This is a genomic window from Nocardia goodfellowii (genome assembly GCF_017875645.1).
GTDB lineage: Bacteria > Actinomycetota > Actinomycetes > Mycobacteriales > Mycobacteriaceae > Nocardia > Nocardia goodfellowii.
Genome location: NZ_JAGGMR010000001.1, coordinates 3,281,624 through 3,297,285 on the forward strand (window position 1 = coordinate 3,281,624; position 15,662 = coordinate 3,297,285).

Below are 15,662 nucleotides of genomic sequence, written 5' to 3' on the forward strand. Positions count from 1 at the left end.
TTCGCTGTAGCCGTAGGTCGCTTGCCGGAGCCAGATCTGGGGCGCGCCACAGGAGCAGCGTGTGTAGCGCACCGTGCCTTCGGAGGTGCGGTGGCACGAGACCGAGGGATGCGGTTGTTCGACGACGCTTCCACAACTGCGGCAACGGATCGCGGAATCGCCGGAGCTCGGCGCCAGGGGAGAAGGAGGCATGTACGAAGTATTCGTCGCGCCGATATGTGAATCCAGCAAAAGATTCCGCATTGAATCGTGTTGAATTGCCACATGATCGACCCGCGTTTGCAGACTCTGCGGATGCTGCGCGAACATGGCACGGTCACCGCTGCCGCGGCGGCGCTGCACCTCACCCCTTCGACGGTGTCGCAGCAATTGCGTCAGCTGGCCCATGACCTGGACGTGGTCCTGCTGGAGCAGGTCGGTCGGCGGGTGCAGCTGACGGCCGCCGCGCACACTTTGCTACGGCACGCGGACGATCTCTTCGCCCGAGCCGAACTGGCTCGCGCGGACGTGGCCGCGCACCGCGACGACCTGGCGGGTGTGCTGCGAATCAGCGCGATGCCGACGGCGATGGTCGCCCTGGTGGCTCCGGCGGCGGCTCGATTGCGCGCCGAGCATCCCCGGCTGGCGTTGGAGATCAACGAGGACGAGAGCCGCCATTGCTTCGACCTGCTGCTGTCCGGTGAGACCGACATCGGCGTCGTCATTCCCGCCGCGGACGGCCCGTCCCCGGCTGACCCGCGCTTCGAGCAGCATCCCCTCGCCGACGAACCGCAAGATCTGCTCGTGCCGGTGGGGCATCGGCTGGCGGACTGCGCGAGCGTCGAACTCGCCGCGGCCGCCGCGGAGGACTGGATCGGCGCGCCGGAGCGTGTCGCGCACTGTCAGCTCCAGCTGAGCGCTTGTGCCGCAGCGGGTTTCACACCGCGCGTAGTACACCGCGGGATGGATTGGATCGGTATCTCGGCGCTCGTCACCCGCGGTTTCGGCGTCAGCCTGATCCCGCGCCTGGCGTATCTGCCCGCCGAACACGACGTGGTCCGGGTGCGCCTGCACGGCCCGTCCGCCCCGAGCCGCCGCCATGTCGCCTTCGTTCGCCGCGGCAGCAGCACGCACCCCTCGATCGCCGCGGGCCTGGCCGCCGTCCGCGCGATCTGCCGCGAACGCACCGACATCACAGCGGTAGTGATCTAGAAGCGCGGGGTGCCGGGCGGTAGTTTGGATTCGCCGGCGACGTCCAGGAGGTAGTTGTGCATCTGCGTGGTGTGGTTCTCCCCGATGACGAGGTGCGCGACCTGTGGGTGCGCGACGGCGTGGTGTCCTTCGAGCCGGTTCCCGGCGCGGAAACACTGTGTGGCGCAGGCTGGATCGTGCCGGGCCTGGTCGACGCGCACTGCCATGTCGGCATCCGGTACGGCGGCGGCGACGAGGACCGCGCCGGTGCGATCGCGCAGGCCGAGACCGAGCGGGATGCCGGTGCGCTGCTGCTGCGTGACGCCGGTTCGCCGATCGATACGCGGTTCATCGACGAGCACGAGGAACTGCCGAAGATCATTCGCGCGGGGCGGCACATCGCCCGGCCCAAACGCTATATCCGGGAACTCGGGATCGAACTGGACGACGAACGCGATCTGCCCGAAATCGTCGCGGAGCAGGCACGTTTCGGCGACGGCTGGGTGAAGATCGTCGGCGATTGGATCGACCGCTCGGTCGGCGACCTGCGGCCGCTCTGGAGCGACGCGATCTTGCAGAAGGCCATCGACGCCGCCCACGCCAACGGCGCGCGGGTCACCGCGCACGTCTTCGGTGAGGACGCGCTGCCCGGACTGATCAACGCCGGCATCGATTGCCTCGAACACGGCACCGGCCTCACCGACGACACCATCGAGCTGATGGTCGAACACGGCACGGCGCTGGTTCCGACCCTGATCAATATCGACACCTTTCCCGAGATCGCCGACAGCGCGGGCAAATTCCCCACCTACGCCGCCCATATGCGCGATCTGCACCGCCGCGTCCGCGATACCGTCGGCAACGCGCACGACGCGGGTGTCCCGATCTTCGCGGGCACCGACGCGGGCGGCTCCATCCGGCACGGCCGCATCGCCGACGAGATCAGCGCGCTCGCCGGGGCCGGACTCTCGAAGCACGAGGCACTGGGCGCGGCGTCCTGGCACGCCCGGACTTGGCTCGGCCGCCCCGGCATCGAACACGGCGCGCCCGCGGATTTCGTTGTCTACCAGGAAGATCCGCGCGGCAACTCGGCCATGCTGACCGATCCGCAGTGGGTGGTGCTGCGCGGTCGCGTCGTGAAGACGCCCAACCCGGTCACCGGACACCGGTGAACCCACACCGTCCGGCACCCGGCCGCCCCGTGACACCCGGAGTTTCGCCGCCCGCCACCGGATTTTCACCGAGCGGTGCCCACCGGGCGGCGTATCGTCGGGTGCTGTGACCATTCGCCTCGGTTATCAGATGCCCAACTTCAGCTATGGGCAGCCAGTGCGTGAGCTGTTCCCGACTGTGGTGGCGCAGGCCCGGGAAGCCGAAGCCGCGGGCTTCGACACCGTGTTCGTGATGGACCACTTCTACCAGCTGCCGGGGATCGGTTCGCCCGACCAGCCGATGCTGGAGAGCTATACGACGCTCGGTGCTCTGGCGGCCTCGACCGACCGAATCCAGTTGTCCGCGTTGGTGACCGGCAACACCTACCGCAATCCGGCGCTGCTCGCCAAGACCGTCACCACCCTGGATGTGGTCAGCGGTGGCCGCGCGGTGCTCGGTATCGGCGCGGGCTGGTTCGAGCTGGAGCACAAGTCCTACGGCTTCGAATTCGGCACGTTCAGCGATCGTTTCCGCCGGCTGGACGAAGCATTGCAGATCATTCATCCGATGCTGCGCGGCGAACGCCCCACCTTCACGGGCGAGTGGTACCACACCGACGAGGCCATGAACGAGCCGCGCATCCGCGAGGATCTGCCCATCCTGCTCGGCGGTGGCGGGGAGAAGAAGACCTTCGCGCTCGCGGCCCGCTACGCCGACCACCTCAACATCATCTGCAACGCCTCCGATCTGCCCCGCAAGATGGACGCGCTGCACCAGCGCTGCGCCGAGATCGGACGCGACCCGGAGACGCTGGAGGTCAGCTACCTCGCGTTCCTGATCATCGACGAAGACGGTGACCGGGCACGCAAGCAACAGCAGGATCTGTTCAGCGCCAACGGGGTCGACCTGTCCACCTTGTCCGAGGAGCAGCGTCGGCAGACCCCCGCCGACCGCCAATTCGCCGGTGCGCCCGATGAGGTCGTCGAGCAATTGCGGTCCCGGGTCTTGGCGCACGGTGTGCAGGGCTTGATCGTCAACATGGTCACCAACGGCCACGAACCAGGAGCCGTCGACCTCGCGGGACGCACCCTCGCTCCGCTCCTGCGCTGAGTCGGGTCACCGGTGATCGCGCTGCCCCTGCGCCCATTCGACGCACCGGTGAATTCCGGGCGACCGGATCGTCTGTACTGACGGATCTGTCTCCAGCGGAAGGGCCGAATCATGCGCGACTTGGTGGTTACCGAGAACATCACCCTCGATGGGGTGATCGATGCGAGCGCGGGCTGGTTCACGGTCGGCAATGACGCTGTCGACGATCAGTCCGACATCCTGGCGGAGCTCGCGGCGCATACCGCCGCCTGCGACGCCGTGCTGTTCGGACGGCGGACGTTCGAGGAGATGCGCGGATATTGGCCGGAGCAGGACGATGATCAGACCGGGATCACCGACGATCTGAATCAGATCGCGAAGTATGTGGTGTCGCGCACCATGGATGATCCGAGATGGCAGAACTCCGTAGTGCTGCGCGACCTGGAGGCGGTCCGGGCGTTGAAGGAGCAGCCGGGGAAAGACATCGTCAGCACCGGCAGCATCGCCCTGGTGCATGACCTGATGGCGGCGGGCCTGGTGGACGAGTACCGGTTGTTCGTCTACCCGGTGGTGCTCGGTCGCGGCGCGCGATTGTTCCAAGAGGGGCTGAAAGCGCCCGGGTTGCGGCTCGTGGAAACCAAGCCGTTCAAGTCCGGTGTGGTGCTCCTGCGTTATCGCCCCGCGTAATCGCTCAGGTCACAGCGTTGAGCAGGCCGCGCAGCGCGCCGCCGACGACGCGGAACAGCGCGGGCAGCGCGAACTCACCACCGGCCACCGCGGCTTCGGCGACGGTATCGTCGACCCCGGACTCGCGGCCTTTGCGGCGCTTGCGCTTACGGCGGAAGATCCCCATGCCTACTTCGACGTTCGCCACCGCTGTCCGGTTCCCGCGGTCGTGGTGGCATGGATCACACCGTGGCTCGGCGCAGGCCCGGTCGACCACCGATTTCAGGCTCCGTCGGCCCGTCTGGCAGAATGAACCCTCGTCCTTCGAAGGACAGTGTCAGCCCGTCTCCGGTTACGTACCGCGCGGCGGTCACACACTCCAAGCGTGAAACCGGGCTCGCAGGCCATGCGGGTCGCTGAATTGCGCCGTGACCAACCTACTGAAAGAGGCAGATCAGCATGGCTGTGAAGATCAAGCTCACCCGTATGGGCAAGATTCGCAACCCGCAGTACCGCGTCGTCGTCGCCGACGCCCGCACCCGTCGTGACGGCCGGGCCATCGAGTCCATCGGCAAGTACCACCCGAAGGAAGAGCCGTCGTTCATCGAGATCGATTCCGAGCGCGCGCAGTACTGGCTGGGTGTCGGCGCGCAGCCGACCGAGTCGGTCCAGCGTCTGCTGGAGATCACCGGTGACTGGCAGAAGTTCAAGGGCCTGCCGGGCACCGAGGGCACCCTCAAGGTGAAGGCCCCGAAGCCGTCCAAGCTGGATCTGTTCAACGCCGCGCTGGCCGCTGCCGACAACGCGCCGGTCGCCGACGCCGTCACCCCCAAGAAGTCGAAGGCCGCCAAGAAGGACGAGGCCGCCGCTGAGGCGCCCGCCGAGACCGAAGCCGCCGAGTAATGTCGGCCGTCGTGGCCGATGCCGTCGAACATTTGGTTCGCGGCATCGTCGCCAATCCCGATGACGTCCGCGTCGAGCTGATCACCGGCCGTCGCGGGCGCACCGTCGAGGTGCATGTGCACCCCGAGGATCTGGGCAAGGTCATCGGCCGCGGCGGTCGCACGGCGACCGCGCTGCGTACGCTCGTCGCCGGTATCGGCGGCCGGGGTATCCGCGTCGACGTGGTCGACACCGACGCCTAGATGGAACTCGTCGTAGGCCGGGTCGCCAAGTCGCACGGTGTGCGCGGCGAACTCGTCGTCGAGATTCGTACCGACGATCCGGAATCCCGGTTCGCCCCCGGCACTACCTTGCGGGGAAAGTTGCCGCGGTCCACGGAGGTTCGTGAGTTCACCATCGAGTCGGTCCGGGAACACTCGGGCCGGCTTCTGGTGTTCGTCCGCGGCGTCGCCGACCGCACCGCCGCCGACGCGCTGCGCGGCACCCTGTTCGTCGTCGACAGCGCGGACCTGCCGCCCTCGGACGACCCGGACGAGTACTACGACCACGAGCTGGAGGGCTTGACCGTCCAGCTCACCGACGGCACCGTCGTCGGCACGGTCACCGAGGTGCTGCATTCGGCCGCGGGCGAACTGCTGTCGGTCGAGTCGGCCGAGGACAAGCGGGAGATTCTGATCCCGTTCGTCACCGCCATCGTGCCGACGGTGTCGATCGCCGACAAACTTGTCGTCATCGATCCGCCCGAGGGTCTGCTCGATCCCGAATAGCGTGGACGAGACCGAATTCGACCGGGGGACAAGAGTTCTCCCGGTCGAGTGGTATCCGGGCCGAGTGAAACAGGAGATCCGATGAAGCTCGACGTGGTCACGATCTTCCCGGAGTACCTCGAACCCCTGCGGACCGCGTTGCTGGGCAAAGCCATCGAGAAGGGCTTGATCTCCGTCGACGTGCACGACCTGCGTCGTTGGACGCACGACGTGCACAAGTCCGTCGATGACGCGCCCTACGGCGGTGGTCCCGGCATGGTGATGAAGCCGACCGTCTGGGGCGACGCCCTCGACGAGGTCTGCCCCGACGAGGCGCTGCTCGTCGTACCGACCCCGGCCGGTGTCCCGTTCACCCAGCGCACCGCCGAGCGCTGGGCCACCGAAGAGCACATCGTCTTCGCCTGCGGGCGCTACGAGGGCATCGATCAACGCGTCTTCGACGACGCCGCCCGGCGCGTCCGCGTCGAAGAGGTCAGTATCGGTGACTACGTGCTGATCGGGGGCGAGGCCGCCGTTCTGGTGATGACCGAGGCTTTTGTCCGCCTCATCCCCGGGGTTCTGGGCAACCAGCAATCGCACCAGGAGGATTCGTTCTCGGTCGGGGCGGCGGGGCGGGAGGGACTCGGACTGCTGGAAGGGCCCAGCTACACCCGTCCGGTTTCCTGGCGCGGACTCGACGTCCCGCCGATCCTGCTGTCGGGTGACCACGCCAAGGTCGCCGCGTGGCGGCGTGAGCAGTCGCTGGAGCGCACCCGGGAACGCCGCCCGGATCTTCTCCCGCCCGACTGACCCGGTCCGCGGACCGGCCACCTCCTTTCAGGGGTGGTGCTGAACCGATGTGAGCCACATCATGTTGGAGACAGTGCGACAGTCCGCGGAGGAGATCAAGCCATGCCAGTGGTTCCTGGGCAGCCCAGTTACGCGTCCGGTGCGTCGGAAGCCCCCTTGCTCGGGGACACGATCGGCGCCGACTTCGATCGTGCCGTCGCCGCCTTCCCGGGGCGAGAGGCGCTGGTCGACGTGCCGTCCGGCCGGCGCTGGACCTACCGCGAACTCGCCTCCGCCATCGATTCGCTCGCCACCGGACTGACGGCGCTGGGCATCGACAAGGGCGACCGGGTCGGCATCTGGGCGCCGAACTGCGCCGAATGGTTCCTCGTGCAGTACGCGACCGCGAAAATCGGTGCGGTGCTGGTGAATATCAATCCCGCCTACCGCACCAGCGAACTGGAATATGTGCTGCGCCAGGCCGGCGTGCGGCTGCTGATCGCCGCGCCGGAATTCAAGACCTCGAACTGTGTCGCGATGATCGATGAGGTCCGGCCGAACTGTCCAGGGCTGGAGCAGGTGCTGATCCTCGGCACGGTGGCCTGGGATGTGCTGGCGAGCTACGAGATCGACGCCCCGCGATTGGTGGAGATCGCGGGCACGCTGTCCATGGACGATCCGATCAACATCCAATACACCTCGGGCACAACGGGTTTCCCCAAGGGCGCTACCCTCAGCCATCACAACATCCTGAACAACGGCCATTTCGTCGGTGAGTTGTGCGGATATACCGAACAGGACCGGATCTGCCTCCCGGTGCCCTTCTATCACTGTTTCGGGATGGTCATGGGCAACCTCGCCGCCACCAGTCACGGTGCGGCAGTGGTGATTCCGGCTCCCGCCTTCGATCCGGCGGCAACGCTGGCGGCGGTCGCGGCGGAACGCTGCACCTCCCTCTACGGCGTCCCCACCATGTTCATCGCCATGCTCGGCGAGCTCGACAAGGGTGCGGCGCCGGATCTTTCGAGCCTGCGCACCGGCATCATGGCGGGTTCGCCCTGCCCGGTCGAGGTGATGAAACGGGTCATCGATCGCATGGGCATGTCCGAGGTCTGCATCTGCTACGGCATGACCGAGACCTCGCCGGTGTCCACCCAGACCCGCCGCGACGACAGCCTGGACCGCCGCACCGCCACCGTGGGCCGGGTGCTGCCGCATCTCGAAGTCAAGATCGTCGATCCCGCAACGGGTTTGACGGTGCCGCGCGGTGAGCCGGGGGAACTGTGCACCCGCGGCTACTCGGTCATGCTCGGCTACTGGGACCAGCCGGAGAAGACCGCCGAGGCGATCGACACGGCCCGCTGGATGCACACCGGCGACATCGGCGTGATGGACGCCGACGGCTATCTGGCGGTCACCGGCCGGATCAAGGACATGGTCATCCGCGGCGGCGAGAACATCTACCCGCGCGAGATCGAAGAATTCCTCTACACCCATCCCGACATCCTGGACGCGCAGGTGATCGGCGTACCCGACCCGAAATACGGTGAGGAACTGATGGCTTGGGTCCGGATGCGCGAGGGCGCGCCCACACTGGACGCCGACGCGATCCGGGCATTCTGCGCGGGCAAACTGGCGCACTTCAAGATTCCGCGCTATGTCCACATCGTGGACGAATTTCCGATGACCGTCACCGGGAAAGTGCGCAAGGCCGAGATGCGGGAAATGGCGAAAGCGCTGGTCCCGGCTCCGGGGAAAGATGCGGCGGGCGAAGGGTTCACCCGGGGGTAGGTCGTTTGTCAGGCGGCGGCGGTAGTGTTGGCGGCCGTGACGACAGCGCCCGAGATCGCCAGTTCAGAGCCGAACAGCACCGACACGTCCGCCGCCGTGCCCACACCCCTGGCCAGCGTGGGGCGGCGGATCGCCGACGAGCTAGGGGTGCGCGAGTCCCAGGTTCGCGCCGCCGTGGAGTTGCTCGACGCCGGTTCGACGGTGCCGTTCATCGCGCGCTATCGCAAGGAGGTCACCGGCGGTCTCGACGACGCGCAGCTCCGTCAGCTCGACGAACGCCTGAGCTACCTGCGCGAACTCGACGAGCGCCGCGGCGCGATCATCGAATCCATCAGGGGCCAGGGCAAACTCGACAACGCGCTGCTCGGGCAGCTGATGCTGGCCGAGACCAAGGCCCGGCTCGAGGACATCTACCTGCCGTTCAAGCCCAAGCGCCGCACCAAGGCGCAGATCGCGCGCGAGGCGGGCCACGAACCGGTCGCCGACGCGCTGATCAACGACCCCGGCACCGATCCGGCCCAGTACAACGCCGAGCAGCTCGACGGCGCCCGCGCGATCCTGGTGGAGCGTTTCGCCGAGGACGCCGACCTGGTCGGCGAGCTGCGCGAATTGATGTGGAACCGCGGGCAGATCAAGTCCACGGTGCGTCCGGGCAAGGAGGAGGCGGGCGCGAAGTTCGCCGACTACTTCGAGTTCAGCGAGCCGTTCGCCAAGCTCCCCTCGCACCGCATCCTGGCGCTGCTGCGCGGTGAGAAGGAAGATGTTCTCAGCCTCCAGCTGGACACCGAGACAACGGAATTGGAGCCGGGCGAGCGCTCCGTCTACGAGGGCCGCATCGCGGTCAAGTTCGGCATCGCCGACAAGGGCCGCCCCGCCGATTCCTGGCTGCTCGATACGGTCCGCTGGGCCTGGCGCACCAAACTCCAGGTGAGCCTGGGCATCGATACCCGCATGCGTTTGCGTCAGTCCGCCGAGAAGGACGCGGTCGACGTGTTCGCCGCGAACCTGCGCGACCTGCTGCTGGCCGCCCCCGCGGGCACTCGCACCACGATGGGCCTGGACCCGGGCTACCGCACCGGCGTGAAGGTCGCGGTCGTGGACGCCACCGGTAAGGCCGTCGCCACCGAGGTCATCTATCCGCACAAGCCGCAGAACCAGACCGAGAAGTCGCTCGCCGTGCTCGGCGCGCTGGTCGCCCGGTTCAATGTGGAGCTGATCGCCATCGGCAACGGCACCGCCTCGCGCGAGACCGACGCGCTTGCCACCGAACTGATCTCGCGTATCGCGGCATCGTCGCCGAACGGAGCGAACAAGCCCACCAAGATCGTGGTCTCCGAAGCGGGCGCCTCGGTGTATTCCGCGTCGGCCTACGCCTCGCAGGAACTGCCCGATATGGACGTGTCGCTGCGCGGCGCGGTGTCCATCGCGCGCCGCCTGCAGGATCCGCTCGCCGAGCTGGTGAAGATCGATCCGAAGTCGATCGGTGTCGGCCAGTATCAGCACGATGTGTCGGAGACTCTGCTGGCCCGCTCGCTGGGCGCGGTGGTCGAGGACGCGGTGAACGCGGTCGGCGTCGATGTGAATACCGCCTCGGTGCCGCTGCTGTCCCGGGTCTCCGGCATCACCGGTTCGGTGGCGGAATCCATTGTGGCCCACCGGGATCAGCACGGTTCGTATCGCAGCCGCAAGGCGCTGCTGGAGGTGCCGCGACTGGGCCCGAAGGCCTTCGAGCAGTGCGCGGGCTTCCTGCGCATTCGTGGCGGCGACGACCCGCTGGACTCCTCCGCGGTGCACCCCGAGGCCTACCCGGTGGTGCGGCGCATCCTGGAGAAGACCGGCAGCGGCGTCACCGAACTGATCGGCAACACCGGCGTGCTGCGCTCGCTGCGGCCCGACGAGTTCACCGACGAGACCTTCGGCGTGCCCACGGTCACCGACATCATCTCCGAGCTGGAGAAGCCCGGCCGCGACCCGCGCCCGGAGTTCAAGACCGCAGAATTCGCCGCCGGCGTGGAGAAGGTCGCCGATCTGGAGCCCGGCATGGTGCTCGAGGGTGTCGTCACCAATGTGGCCGCGTTCGGCGCGTTCGTCGACGTCGGCGTCCACCAGGACGGTTTGGTGCACGTGTCGGCCATGTCGCACAACTTCGTCAAGGATCCGCGCGAGGTCGTGAAATCCGGTGACGTGGTGAAGGTGAAGGTGCTCGAGGTCGACGTGGCGCGGCAGCGAATCGGACTGTCGCTGCGGCTGGACGACGAACCGGGCGGCGCGGCGAAACCCGAACGCGGCAGCGGAAGTCGTGGCGGCGGCCCGCGTGGCCAGTCCGGCCAGGACAACCGCCAGCGGCAGAATGGACAGCACAAGCCGCAGGCCCGCAATCAGGGCGGTCAACGGCGCGGCAGCGCGCCCGCGCCGAGCGGCTCCATGGCCGACGCACTGCGCCGGGCGGGTTTCGGTAAGTAGGGCTTTCGACACGCGGGAGGTTGGCGGGCGGCCATGCGCAGATGGCTCGAGAACGATGTGATCGCGCAGGGCCGCTTACCGCTGCTGTGCTTCCTGCTCGGGTTCATCGTCGGCTTCCTGTTCATTCGGATCAGCGTCCGGCTGATCCGTAAACAGGTGCGCTGGTGGCCCGGCAATCTCCGCGCGGGGGACACCCACATCCATCACATGGTCATCGGGGTGGTGCTGGTCCTCGGCTCCGGCCTCGGCCTGATCGCGGTGTACGACAGCGGTTCCGAACCGGTCGTGGCGGCCTTCGCCGCCGCGTTCGGCGTCGGCGCCGCCCTGGTCCTCGACGAATTCGCGCTCATCTACTACCTGCGCGATGTCTACTGGGAAGAACAGGGCCGCACGTCGGTCGACGCCGTGTTCGTCGCGCTGGCGGTGACCGGACTGCTCCTGCTCGGCTTCCATCCGCTCTCGATTCTCGAGATCGGTGACGTGCGCAGCTCCATCGGCACCGACGCCAAAGCCGTCGCCACGGTGATCGCCCTGTCGAACATGATGCTGGCGGCGGTCGTCATCGCCAAGGGCAAAATCTGGACCGGCCTGTTCGGCATGTTCTTCCCGCCGCTGCTGTGGATCGGTGCGCTGCGTCTGAGCCGCCCAGGCGCGCCGTGGGCCCGCTGGCGCTACGCCGAACGCCGCCGCCTGATGTACCGCGCGATCGTCCGCGAACGCCGATATCGACGACCGGTCATCCGCGCCAAGATCTTCATCCAGGATCTGATCGCCGGCAAGCCGGACGTCGAGCACATCCGTTCCGCCGCCGAGGCGGAGTTGGCCCGCAAGGTGGTCCCGGCCCCACCGGCCCCGCATCCGCATCCCCTGTTCTCACCGGAGCATTCGCTGTTCACGCCGGAGCACAAGCCCGAGCGCTGAAGTGCGTTAGCGTCGTGCAGTGGAGTTGCGACAGTTGCGGTACTTCCTCGCGGTGGCCGAGGAACGCAATCTCACCCGCGCCGCCGAGCTGGTCGGCATCCGGCCGACGTCGCTGAGTCAGCAGATCATCGCGCTGGAACGAGAGCTCGATGCGGCGTTGTTCGTCCGCACATCCGCCGGAATGTCACCCACTCCCGCTGCCCTGCGGCTGATCCCGCACGCGCGGGCCGCGGTCGATTCGGCGTGCCGTGCCCAGCGATCGGTGCGCGAAAGCCGGGCACTGCGGCTGGCTGTCACGCCCGGAGCGCCGCCGCGGTTCGCCGCGACCATCTGGCAGGCCGCCGGTGACATGGCCGCGGAAGTCGTCGATTGCCAAACAGCGGAACAGCTTTCGCGCCTGCGGGCTGGATCTCTCGACGCCGGTGTCCTGCTCCTCCCGGCCGATCTGGCCGGGCTGGACCACGTGGTCGTCGCGGACGCCGAGCTGGGTGTGGTGGTCGCGACCGAGCATCGACTGGCCGGGCACCAGACCGTCGACTGGACCGACCTCGACGGCAGCGCTCTGCTGTGGTTCGCGCGGTCGTCAGCACCGGGCTACCACGACGCCGTCCGTGCTTCCTGGACCCGGGCCGGCTGGCATCCCACTGCCGTTCGCGCGAGTTCGCCGCGCCGAACACTGTTCACCGCCGAACTGTGCTTCGGCGGTGATGTCGTCGCGCTCCGCCCGGCCTGGGAGGTCCGGCCCGGTGACGGCTTGACCTGGATACCGTTTGCCGCCGAGGCGCCCCGCATCCGCTACGCCCTGGTCTGGAACGCCGCCGATTCCGCCGCCGTCCGCTACCGCGAGATAGCCGCTGACCTGGCGTCTACGGTTCCGCCGCAGGTCCGTGCGGCGCTACCTCGTGGACAGTCCGGCTCGTAATCGGTTGAGCTGGAACGCGATCCGGTCACCCGCCAGGGGTGACCGAACCGCACTCCGAGAGGTACCGACATGGCGCTCACCGCCTGGGGATTCATCTACACCGCCGCCGGCAGCGATCCGGCCGCCGAAACGATCGTCGACACACCCCGCTGCCGCTCGATATTCGTCGGGGTGGACGATCCCCAGCAGGTGCTCGACGTGGCGCGCCGTCTCGTGGACAGCGGTGTGCAGTTGATCGAGTTGTGCGGCGGTTTCGGCCCGGTGTGGACGGCCCGGGTGATCGAGGCGATCGGGGGAGCCGTGCCGGTCGGCGCTGTGGCGTACGGCACCGAAGCCGTCGACCAGGTCTATGCTCTCTTCGCCGACTGACGGCACACCCGTCCAGTGCCGACCGGTGACCCGGGGCGGTCGCACACCGCACGTGCGCGTCCGCTGGTCAGAACCGTGATCGGTGGTGCTCATCAGGGCCGATTTCTCCAGGCGACCCGAGGTCTGGCACAATAATCGGGTTGCCCTGGGGAGATCTCTGTCCCGGGAGCACCCCCTAATTCGGAGCATGAACCGGTCGCGCGCCCTCAGCTGTAGCACGAGGGAATGCCGCCAGGGTCCTCTGTTCGCGCAAACATCACAAAGGATGAAAATGAACACCCTTGACTTCGTCGACGAAAAGTCGCTGCGCAGCGACGTGCCGGACTTCCGCCCCGGTGACACGCTGAACGTGCACGTGAAGGTCATCGAAGGCTCGAAGGAGCGCATCCAGGTCTTCAAGGGCGTCGTGATCCGCCGCCAGGGTGGTGGCATCCGCGAGACCTTCACCGTCCGCAAGGTCTCCTTCGGTGTCGGCGTCGAGCGCACCTTCCCGGTGCACAGCCCCAACATCGACCACATCGACGTCGTGACCCGCGGTGACGTCCGTCGCGCCAAGCTGTACTACCTGCGCGACCTGCGCGGCAAGGCCGCCAAGATCAAGGAAAAGCGCTGAATCGGTAGCGCCCTTCCCGGCACGACAGCTGCTTCGTAGCCCGGTACCCGCCGTCCGGCAGGGTACCGGGCTACTCTGTTCGGCGTGGCAGACGAAAGTGGGTCGGTGTCGGTGTCGGGTGCGGACGACGAAGGGGCACAGCGGAAGACCTCCAGGGCGCGGCGCGCCAAGAAGACCAAGAAGCAGCGGCCGTTCTGGCAGGAACTGCCCATCCTCATCGTGATCGCGGCCGTCATCGCCGCGCTGATGGTCACCTTCGTCGGCCGCCCGTACGTGATTCCCTCCCAGTCGATGGAACCGACGCTGCACGGCTGCCCCGGCTGTGTCGGCGACCGCATCTATGTGGAGAAGCTCAGCTATTACTTCGGTGATCCGAAGCCGGGCGATGTCGTGGTGTTCGTCGGCCCGCCGTCCTGGAACACCCGCTATCAGTCGATCCGCTCGGACAACACCATGGTCCGCGGCGTGCAGAACTTCTTCTCCTTCTTCGGCCTGGTGCCGCCGGACGAGAACGACCTCGTCAAGCGCGTCATCGCGATCGGCGGCCAGACCGTGCAGTGCTGTGACGCCGAGGGCCGCATCCTGGTCGACGGCAAGCCGCTCGACGAGCCCTACGTGCAGAACGACTACCCGTGGTTCCCCGGCAAGCAGAACGCCAGCTACCCGGCCGGACGCGTGTTCGGCCCGGTGAAGGTGCCCGAGGGCAACCTGTGGGTGATGGGTGACAACCGCGACCAGTCCGCCGACTCCCGCGCGCACGTCTCCGACTCGCTGCAGGGCACCGTCCCGGTCGACAACGTCCGCGGCAAGGCGGTGTTCAAGATCTGGCCGCCGAGCCGGATCGGATCGGTCAGTTCGATCGATCCACAGGTGAACTGACACCCTGACGAACTGAAAGCGCGCGGCGGCAGGATAATTGGATCGTGGGGTACACCCGGAGCACCACTTGTTGGCCGCCACGCGTCGTCATGCGCAAGGCGGGCGGTTTGCGCACCCTGGAGGCGGCGCTGATCCGCAGCGGGCTGGGCCCGGTCGCGGGCGTCGACGAAGCCGGGCGCGGTCCCTGTGCGGGTCCGCTGGTGGTCGCCGCCTGCTTGCTCGCTCCCAAGGCCTACGACCGGCTCGGCGGGCTCGACGACTCCAAGAAGCTCAGCGAAGCCACCCGCGAGGAGCTGTTTCCGATCATCCAGCGGCTGGCCCTGGCCTATCAGGTCGTGGTCGTCCCGGCCTGGGAGATCGATGCCATCGGCATCCACGTCGCCAATATCGAAGGTATGCGCCGCGCGGTCGCCGGCCTCGGGCAGACGCCGGGCTACGTGCTCACCGACGGTTTCCGGGTGCCCGGCATCCCCGCGCCGTCACTGCCGGTGATCGGCGGCGACGCGGCGGCCGCCTGCATCGCGGCCGCCAGCATCCTGGCCAAGGTCACCCGCGACCGGATCATGGTCGAGCTGGACCAGCGCCTGCCCGGCTACGGCTTCGCCGCGCACAAGGGCTACAACACGCCCGAGCACACCGAGGCGTTGCAGCGGCTGGGGCCCAGCAGCGAGCATCGGCGTTCCTGGCGCAATGTGCGGGAAACGGCGGGCCTCGTGCCCGTCGATCCGGCCCTGGAATACGCCGACGCGGTGCTGGCCGAGGATGCGCAACAAGGCCGGGTGGCTAGCGACGCGGTGCATGCGAGATGATGTGCTCTACCGACGCCGCCAGTGCTGTGTCTCATCAAGGACCGCGAATTAGGAGGACTTCCACCCGATGAGTGCCGAGGACCTCGAGAAGTACGAAACCGAGATGGAACTCTCGCTGTATCGCGAGTACAAAGACATCGTCGGTCAGTTCTCGTACGTGGTGGAGACCGAACGCCGCTTCTACCTCGCCAATTCCGTCGAGCTACGGCCGCAGAACGCCGACGGCGAGGTGTACTTCGAAGTGCGTATGAGCGATGCCTGGGTGTGGGATATGTACCGCCCGGCGCGTTTCGTCAAACACGTCCGGGTGATCACCTTCAAGGACGTGAATATCGAAGAGCTGGAGAAGCCGGACCTGCGGCTTCCCGAATAGTTCCCGG

At 67.4% G+C, this 15,662-nt stretch carries 18 protein-coding genes; 17 read left to right on the top strand and 1 reads right to left on the bottom strand.

Annotation, left to right across the window (positions count from 1 at the left end; genetic code table 11):
* Nucleotides 1-264 precede the first annotated feature (264 nt).
* From BJ987_RS14820 to BJ987_RS14835, 4 genes are all read left to right on the top strand, one after another.
* Nucleotides 265-1,191 carry a LysR family transcriptional regulator gene (locus BJ987_RS14820; RefSeq protein WP_209889689.1) on the top strand — a complete coding sequence of 309 codons (927 nt, stop codon included), beginning with the start codon at nucleotides 265-267 and terminating at the stop codon, nucleotides 1,189-1,191.
* Between the two features lie 56 nt (nucleotides 1,192-1,247).
* The gene (locus tag BJ987_RS14825) at nucleotides 1,248-2,342 is read left to right on the top strand and encodes an amidohydrolase family protein (protein ID WP_209889692.1); all 1,095 of its coding nucleotides are present in this window, start codon (nucleotides 1,248-1,250) and stop codon (nucleotides 2,340-2,342) included.
* Between the two features lie 106 nt (nucleotides 2,343-2,448).
* Entirely contained in the window at nucleotides 2,449-3,432 is a 984-nt protein-coding gene (locus tag BJ987_RS14830; protein WP_209889695.1) for an LLM class F420-dependent oxidoreductase, read from the top strand.
* Between the two features lie 111 nt (nucleotides 3,433-3,543).
* Complete coding sequence (locus tag BJ987_RS14835; RefSeq protein ID WP_209889699.1) at nucleotides 3,544-4,098, top strand: dihydrofolate reductase family protein; 555 nt, start codon at nucleotides 3,544-3,546, stop codon at nucleotides 4,096-4,098.
* A gap of 4 nt (nucleotides 4,099-4,102) precedes the next feature.
* Here the strand turns inward: BJ987_RS14835 and BJ987_RS14840 are convergent, their stop codons facing one another.
* The gene (locus BJ987_RS14840; RefSeq protein ID WP_209889702.1) at nucleotides 4,103-4,285 is read right to left on the bottom strand and encodes a hypothetical protein; all 183 of its coding nucleotides are present in this window, start codon (nucleotides 4,283-4,285) and stop codon (nucleotides 4,103-4,105) included.
* 251 nt (nucleotides 4,286-4,536) lie between these two features.
* Here BJ987_RS14840 and rpsP point away from each other — a divergent pair, with 251 nt between their 5' ends.
* The 13 genes from rpsP (at nucleotide 4,537) to BJ987_RS14905 (ending at nucleotide 15,655) form a co-directional block, all read left to right on the top strand.
* Complete coding sequence (rpsP, locus tag BJ987_RS14845; protein ID WP_209889705.1) at nucleotides 4,537-4,980, top strand: 30S ribosomal protein S16; 444 nt, start codon at nucleotides 4,537-4,539, stop codon at nucleotides 4,978-4,980.
* Complete coding sequence (locus BJ987_RS14850; RefSeq protein ID WP_163822793.1) at nucleotides 4,980-5,222, top strand: RNA-binding protein; 243 nt, start codon at nucleotides 4,980-4,982, stop codon at nucleotides 5,220-5,222. The genes rpsP and BJ987_RS14850 overlap by 1 nt, the downstream gene beginning before the upstream one ends.
* Nucleotides 5,223-5,747, top strand: coding sequence for a ribosome maturation factor RimM (rimM, locus tag BJ987_RS14855; protein WP_209889708.1), 525 nt, complete (start codon nucleotides 5,223-5,225; stop codon nucleotides 5,745-5,747).
* 81 nt (nucleotides 5,748-5,828) lie between these two features.
* Nucleotides 5,829-6,536: a tRNA (guanosine(37)-N1)-methyltransferase TrmD gene (gene trmD / locus BJ987_RS14860; protein WP_209889711.1), complete on the top strand. Its 708-nt coding sequence runs from the start codon at nucleotides 5,829-5,831 to the stop codon at nucleotides 6,534-6,536.
* 102 nt (nucleotides 6,537-6,638) lie between these two features.
* Nucleotides 6,639-8,306 carry an AMP-binding protein gene (locus BJ987_RS14865; protein WP_209889714.1) on the top strand — a complete coding sequence of 556 codons (1,668 nt, stop codon included), beginning with the start codon at nucleotides 6,639-6,641 and terminating at the stop codon, nucleotides 8,304-8,306.
* Between the two features lie 96 nt (nucleotides 8,307-8,402).
* Entirely contained in the window at nucleotides 8,403-10,769 is a 2,367-nt protein-coding gene (locus BJ987_RS14870) for a Tex family protein (RefSeq protein ID WP_209898396.1), read from the top strand.
* 33 nt (nucleotides 10,770-10,802) lie between these two features.
* Nucleotides 10,803-11,690, top strand: a complete 888-nt coding sequence (locus BJ987_RS14875; RefSeq protein ID WP_209889717.1) for a hypothetical protein — start codon at nucleotides 10,803-10,805, stop codon at nucleotides 11,688-11,690.
* Nucleotides 11,691-11,709: 19 nt separating this feature from the next.
* The gene (locus BJ987_RS14880; RefSeq protein WP_209889720.1) at nucleotides 11,710-12,612 is read left to right on the top strand and encodes a LysR family transcriptional regulator; all 903 of its coding nucleotides are present in this window, start codon (nucleotides 11,710-11,712) and stop codon (nucleotides 12,610-12,612) included.
* Between the two features lie 69 nt (nucleotides 12,613-12,681).
* Nucleotides 12,682-12,981 carry a DUF6506 family protein gene (locus BJ987_RS14885; RefSeq protein WP_209889723.1) on the top strand — a complete coding sequence of 100 codons (300 nt, stop codon included), beginning with the start codon at nucleotides 12,682-12,684 and terminating at the stop codon, nucleotides 12,979-12,981.
* 271 nt (nucleotides 12,982-13,252) lie between these two features.
* Nucleotides 13,253-13,594: a 50S ribosomal protein L19 gene (gene rplS, locus BJ987_RS14890; protein ID WP_011210681.1), complete on the top strand. Its 342-nt coding sequence runs from the start codon at nucleotides 13,253-13,255 to the stop codon at nucleotides 13,592-13,594.
* An 84-nt stretch (nucleotides 13,595-13,678) separates the two neighbouring features.
* Complete coding sequence (gene lepB, locus BJ987_RS14895; protein ID WP_307869611.1) at nucleotides 13,679-14,473, top strand: signal peptidase I; 795 nt, start codon at nucleotides 13,679-13,681, stop codon at nucleotides 14,471-14,473.
* A 44-nt stretch (nucleotides 14,474-14,517) separates the two neighbouring features.
* Nucleotides 14,518-15,282 (top strand): ribonuclease HII, encoded by a 765-nt coding sequence (locus BJ987_RS14900; RefSeq protein ID WP_307869612.1) that lies wholly within the window; start codon nucleotides 14,518-14,520, stop codon nucleotides 15,280-15,282.
* Nucleotides 15,283-15,349: 67 nt separating this feature from the next.
* Nucleotides 15,350-15,655: a DUF2469 domain-containing protein gene (locus BJ987_RS14905; RefSeq protein ID WP_011210678.1), complete on the top strand. Its 306-nt coding sequence runs from the start codon at nucleotides 15,350-15,352 to the stop codon at nucleotides 15,653-15,655.
* The last annotated feature ends 7 nt before the right edge of the window (nucleotides 15,656-15,662 follow it).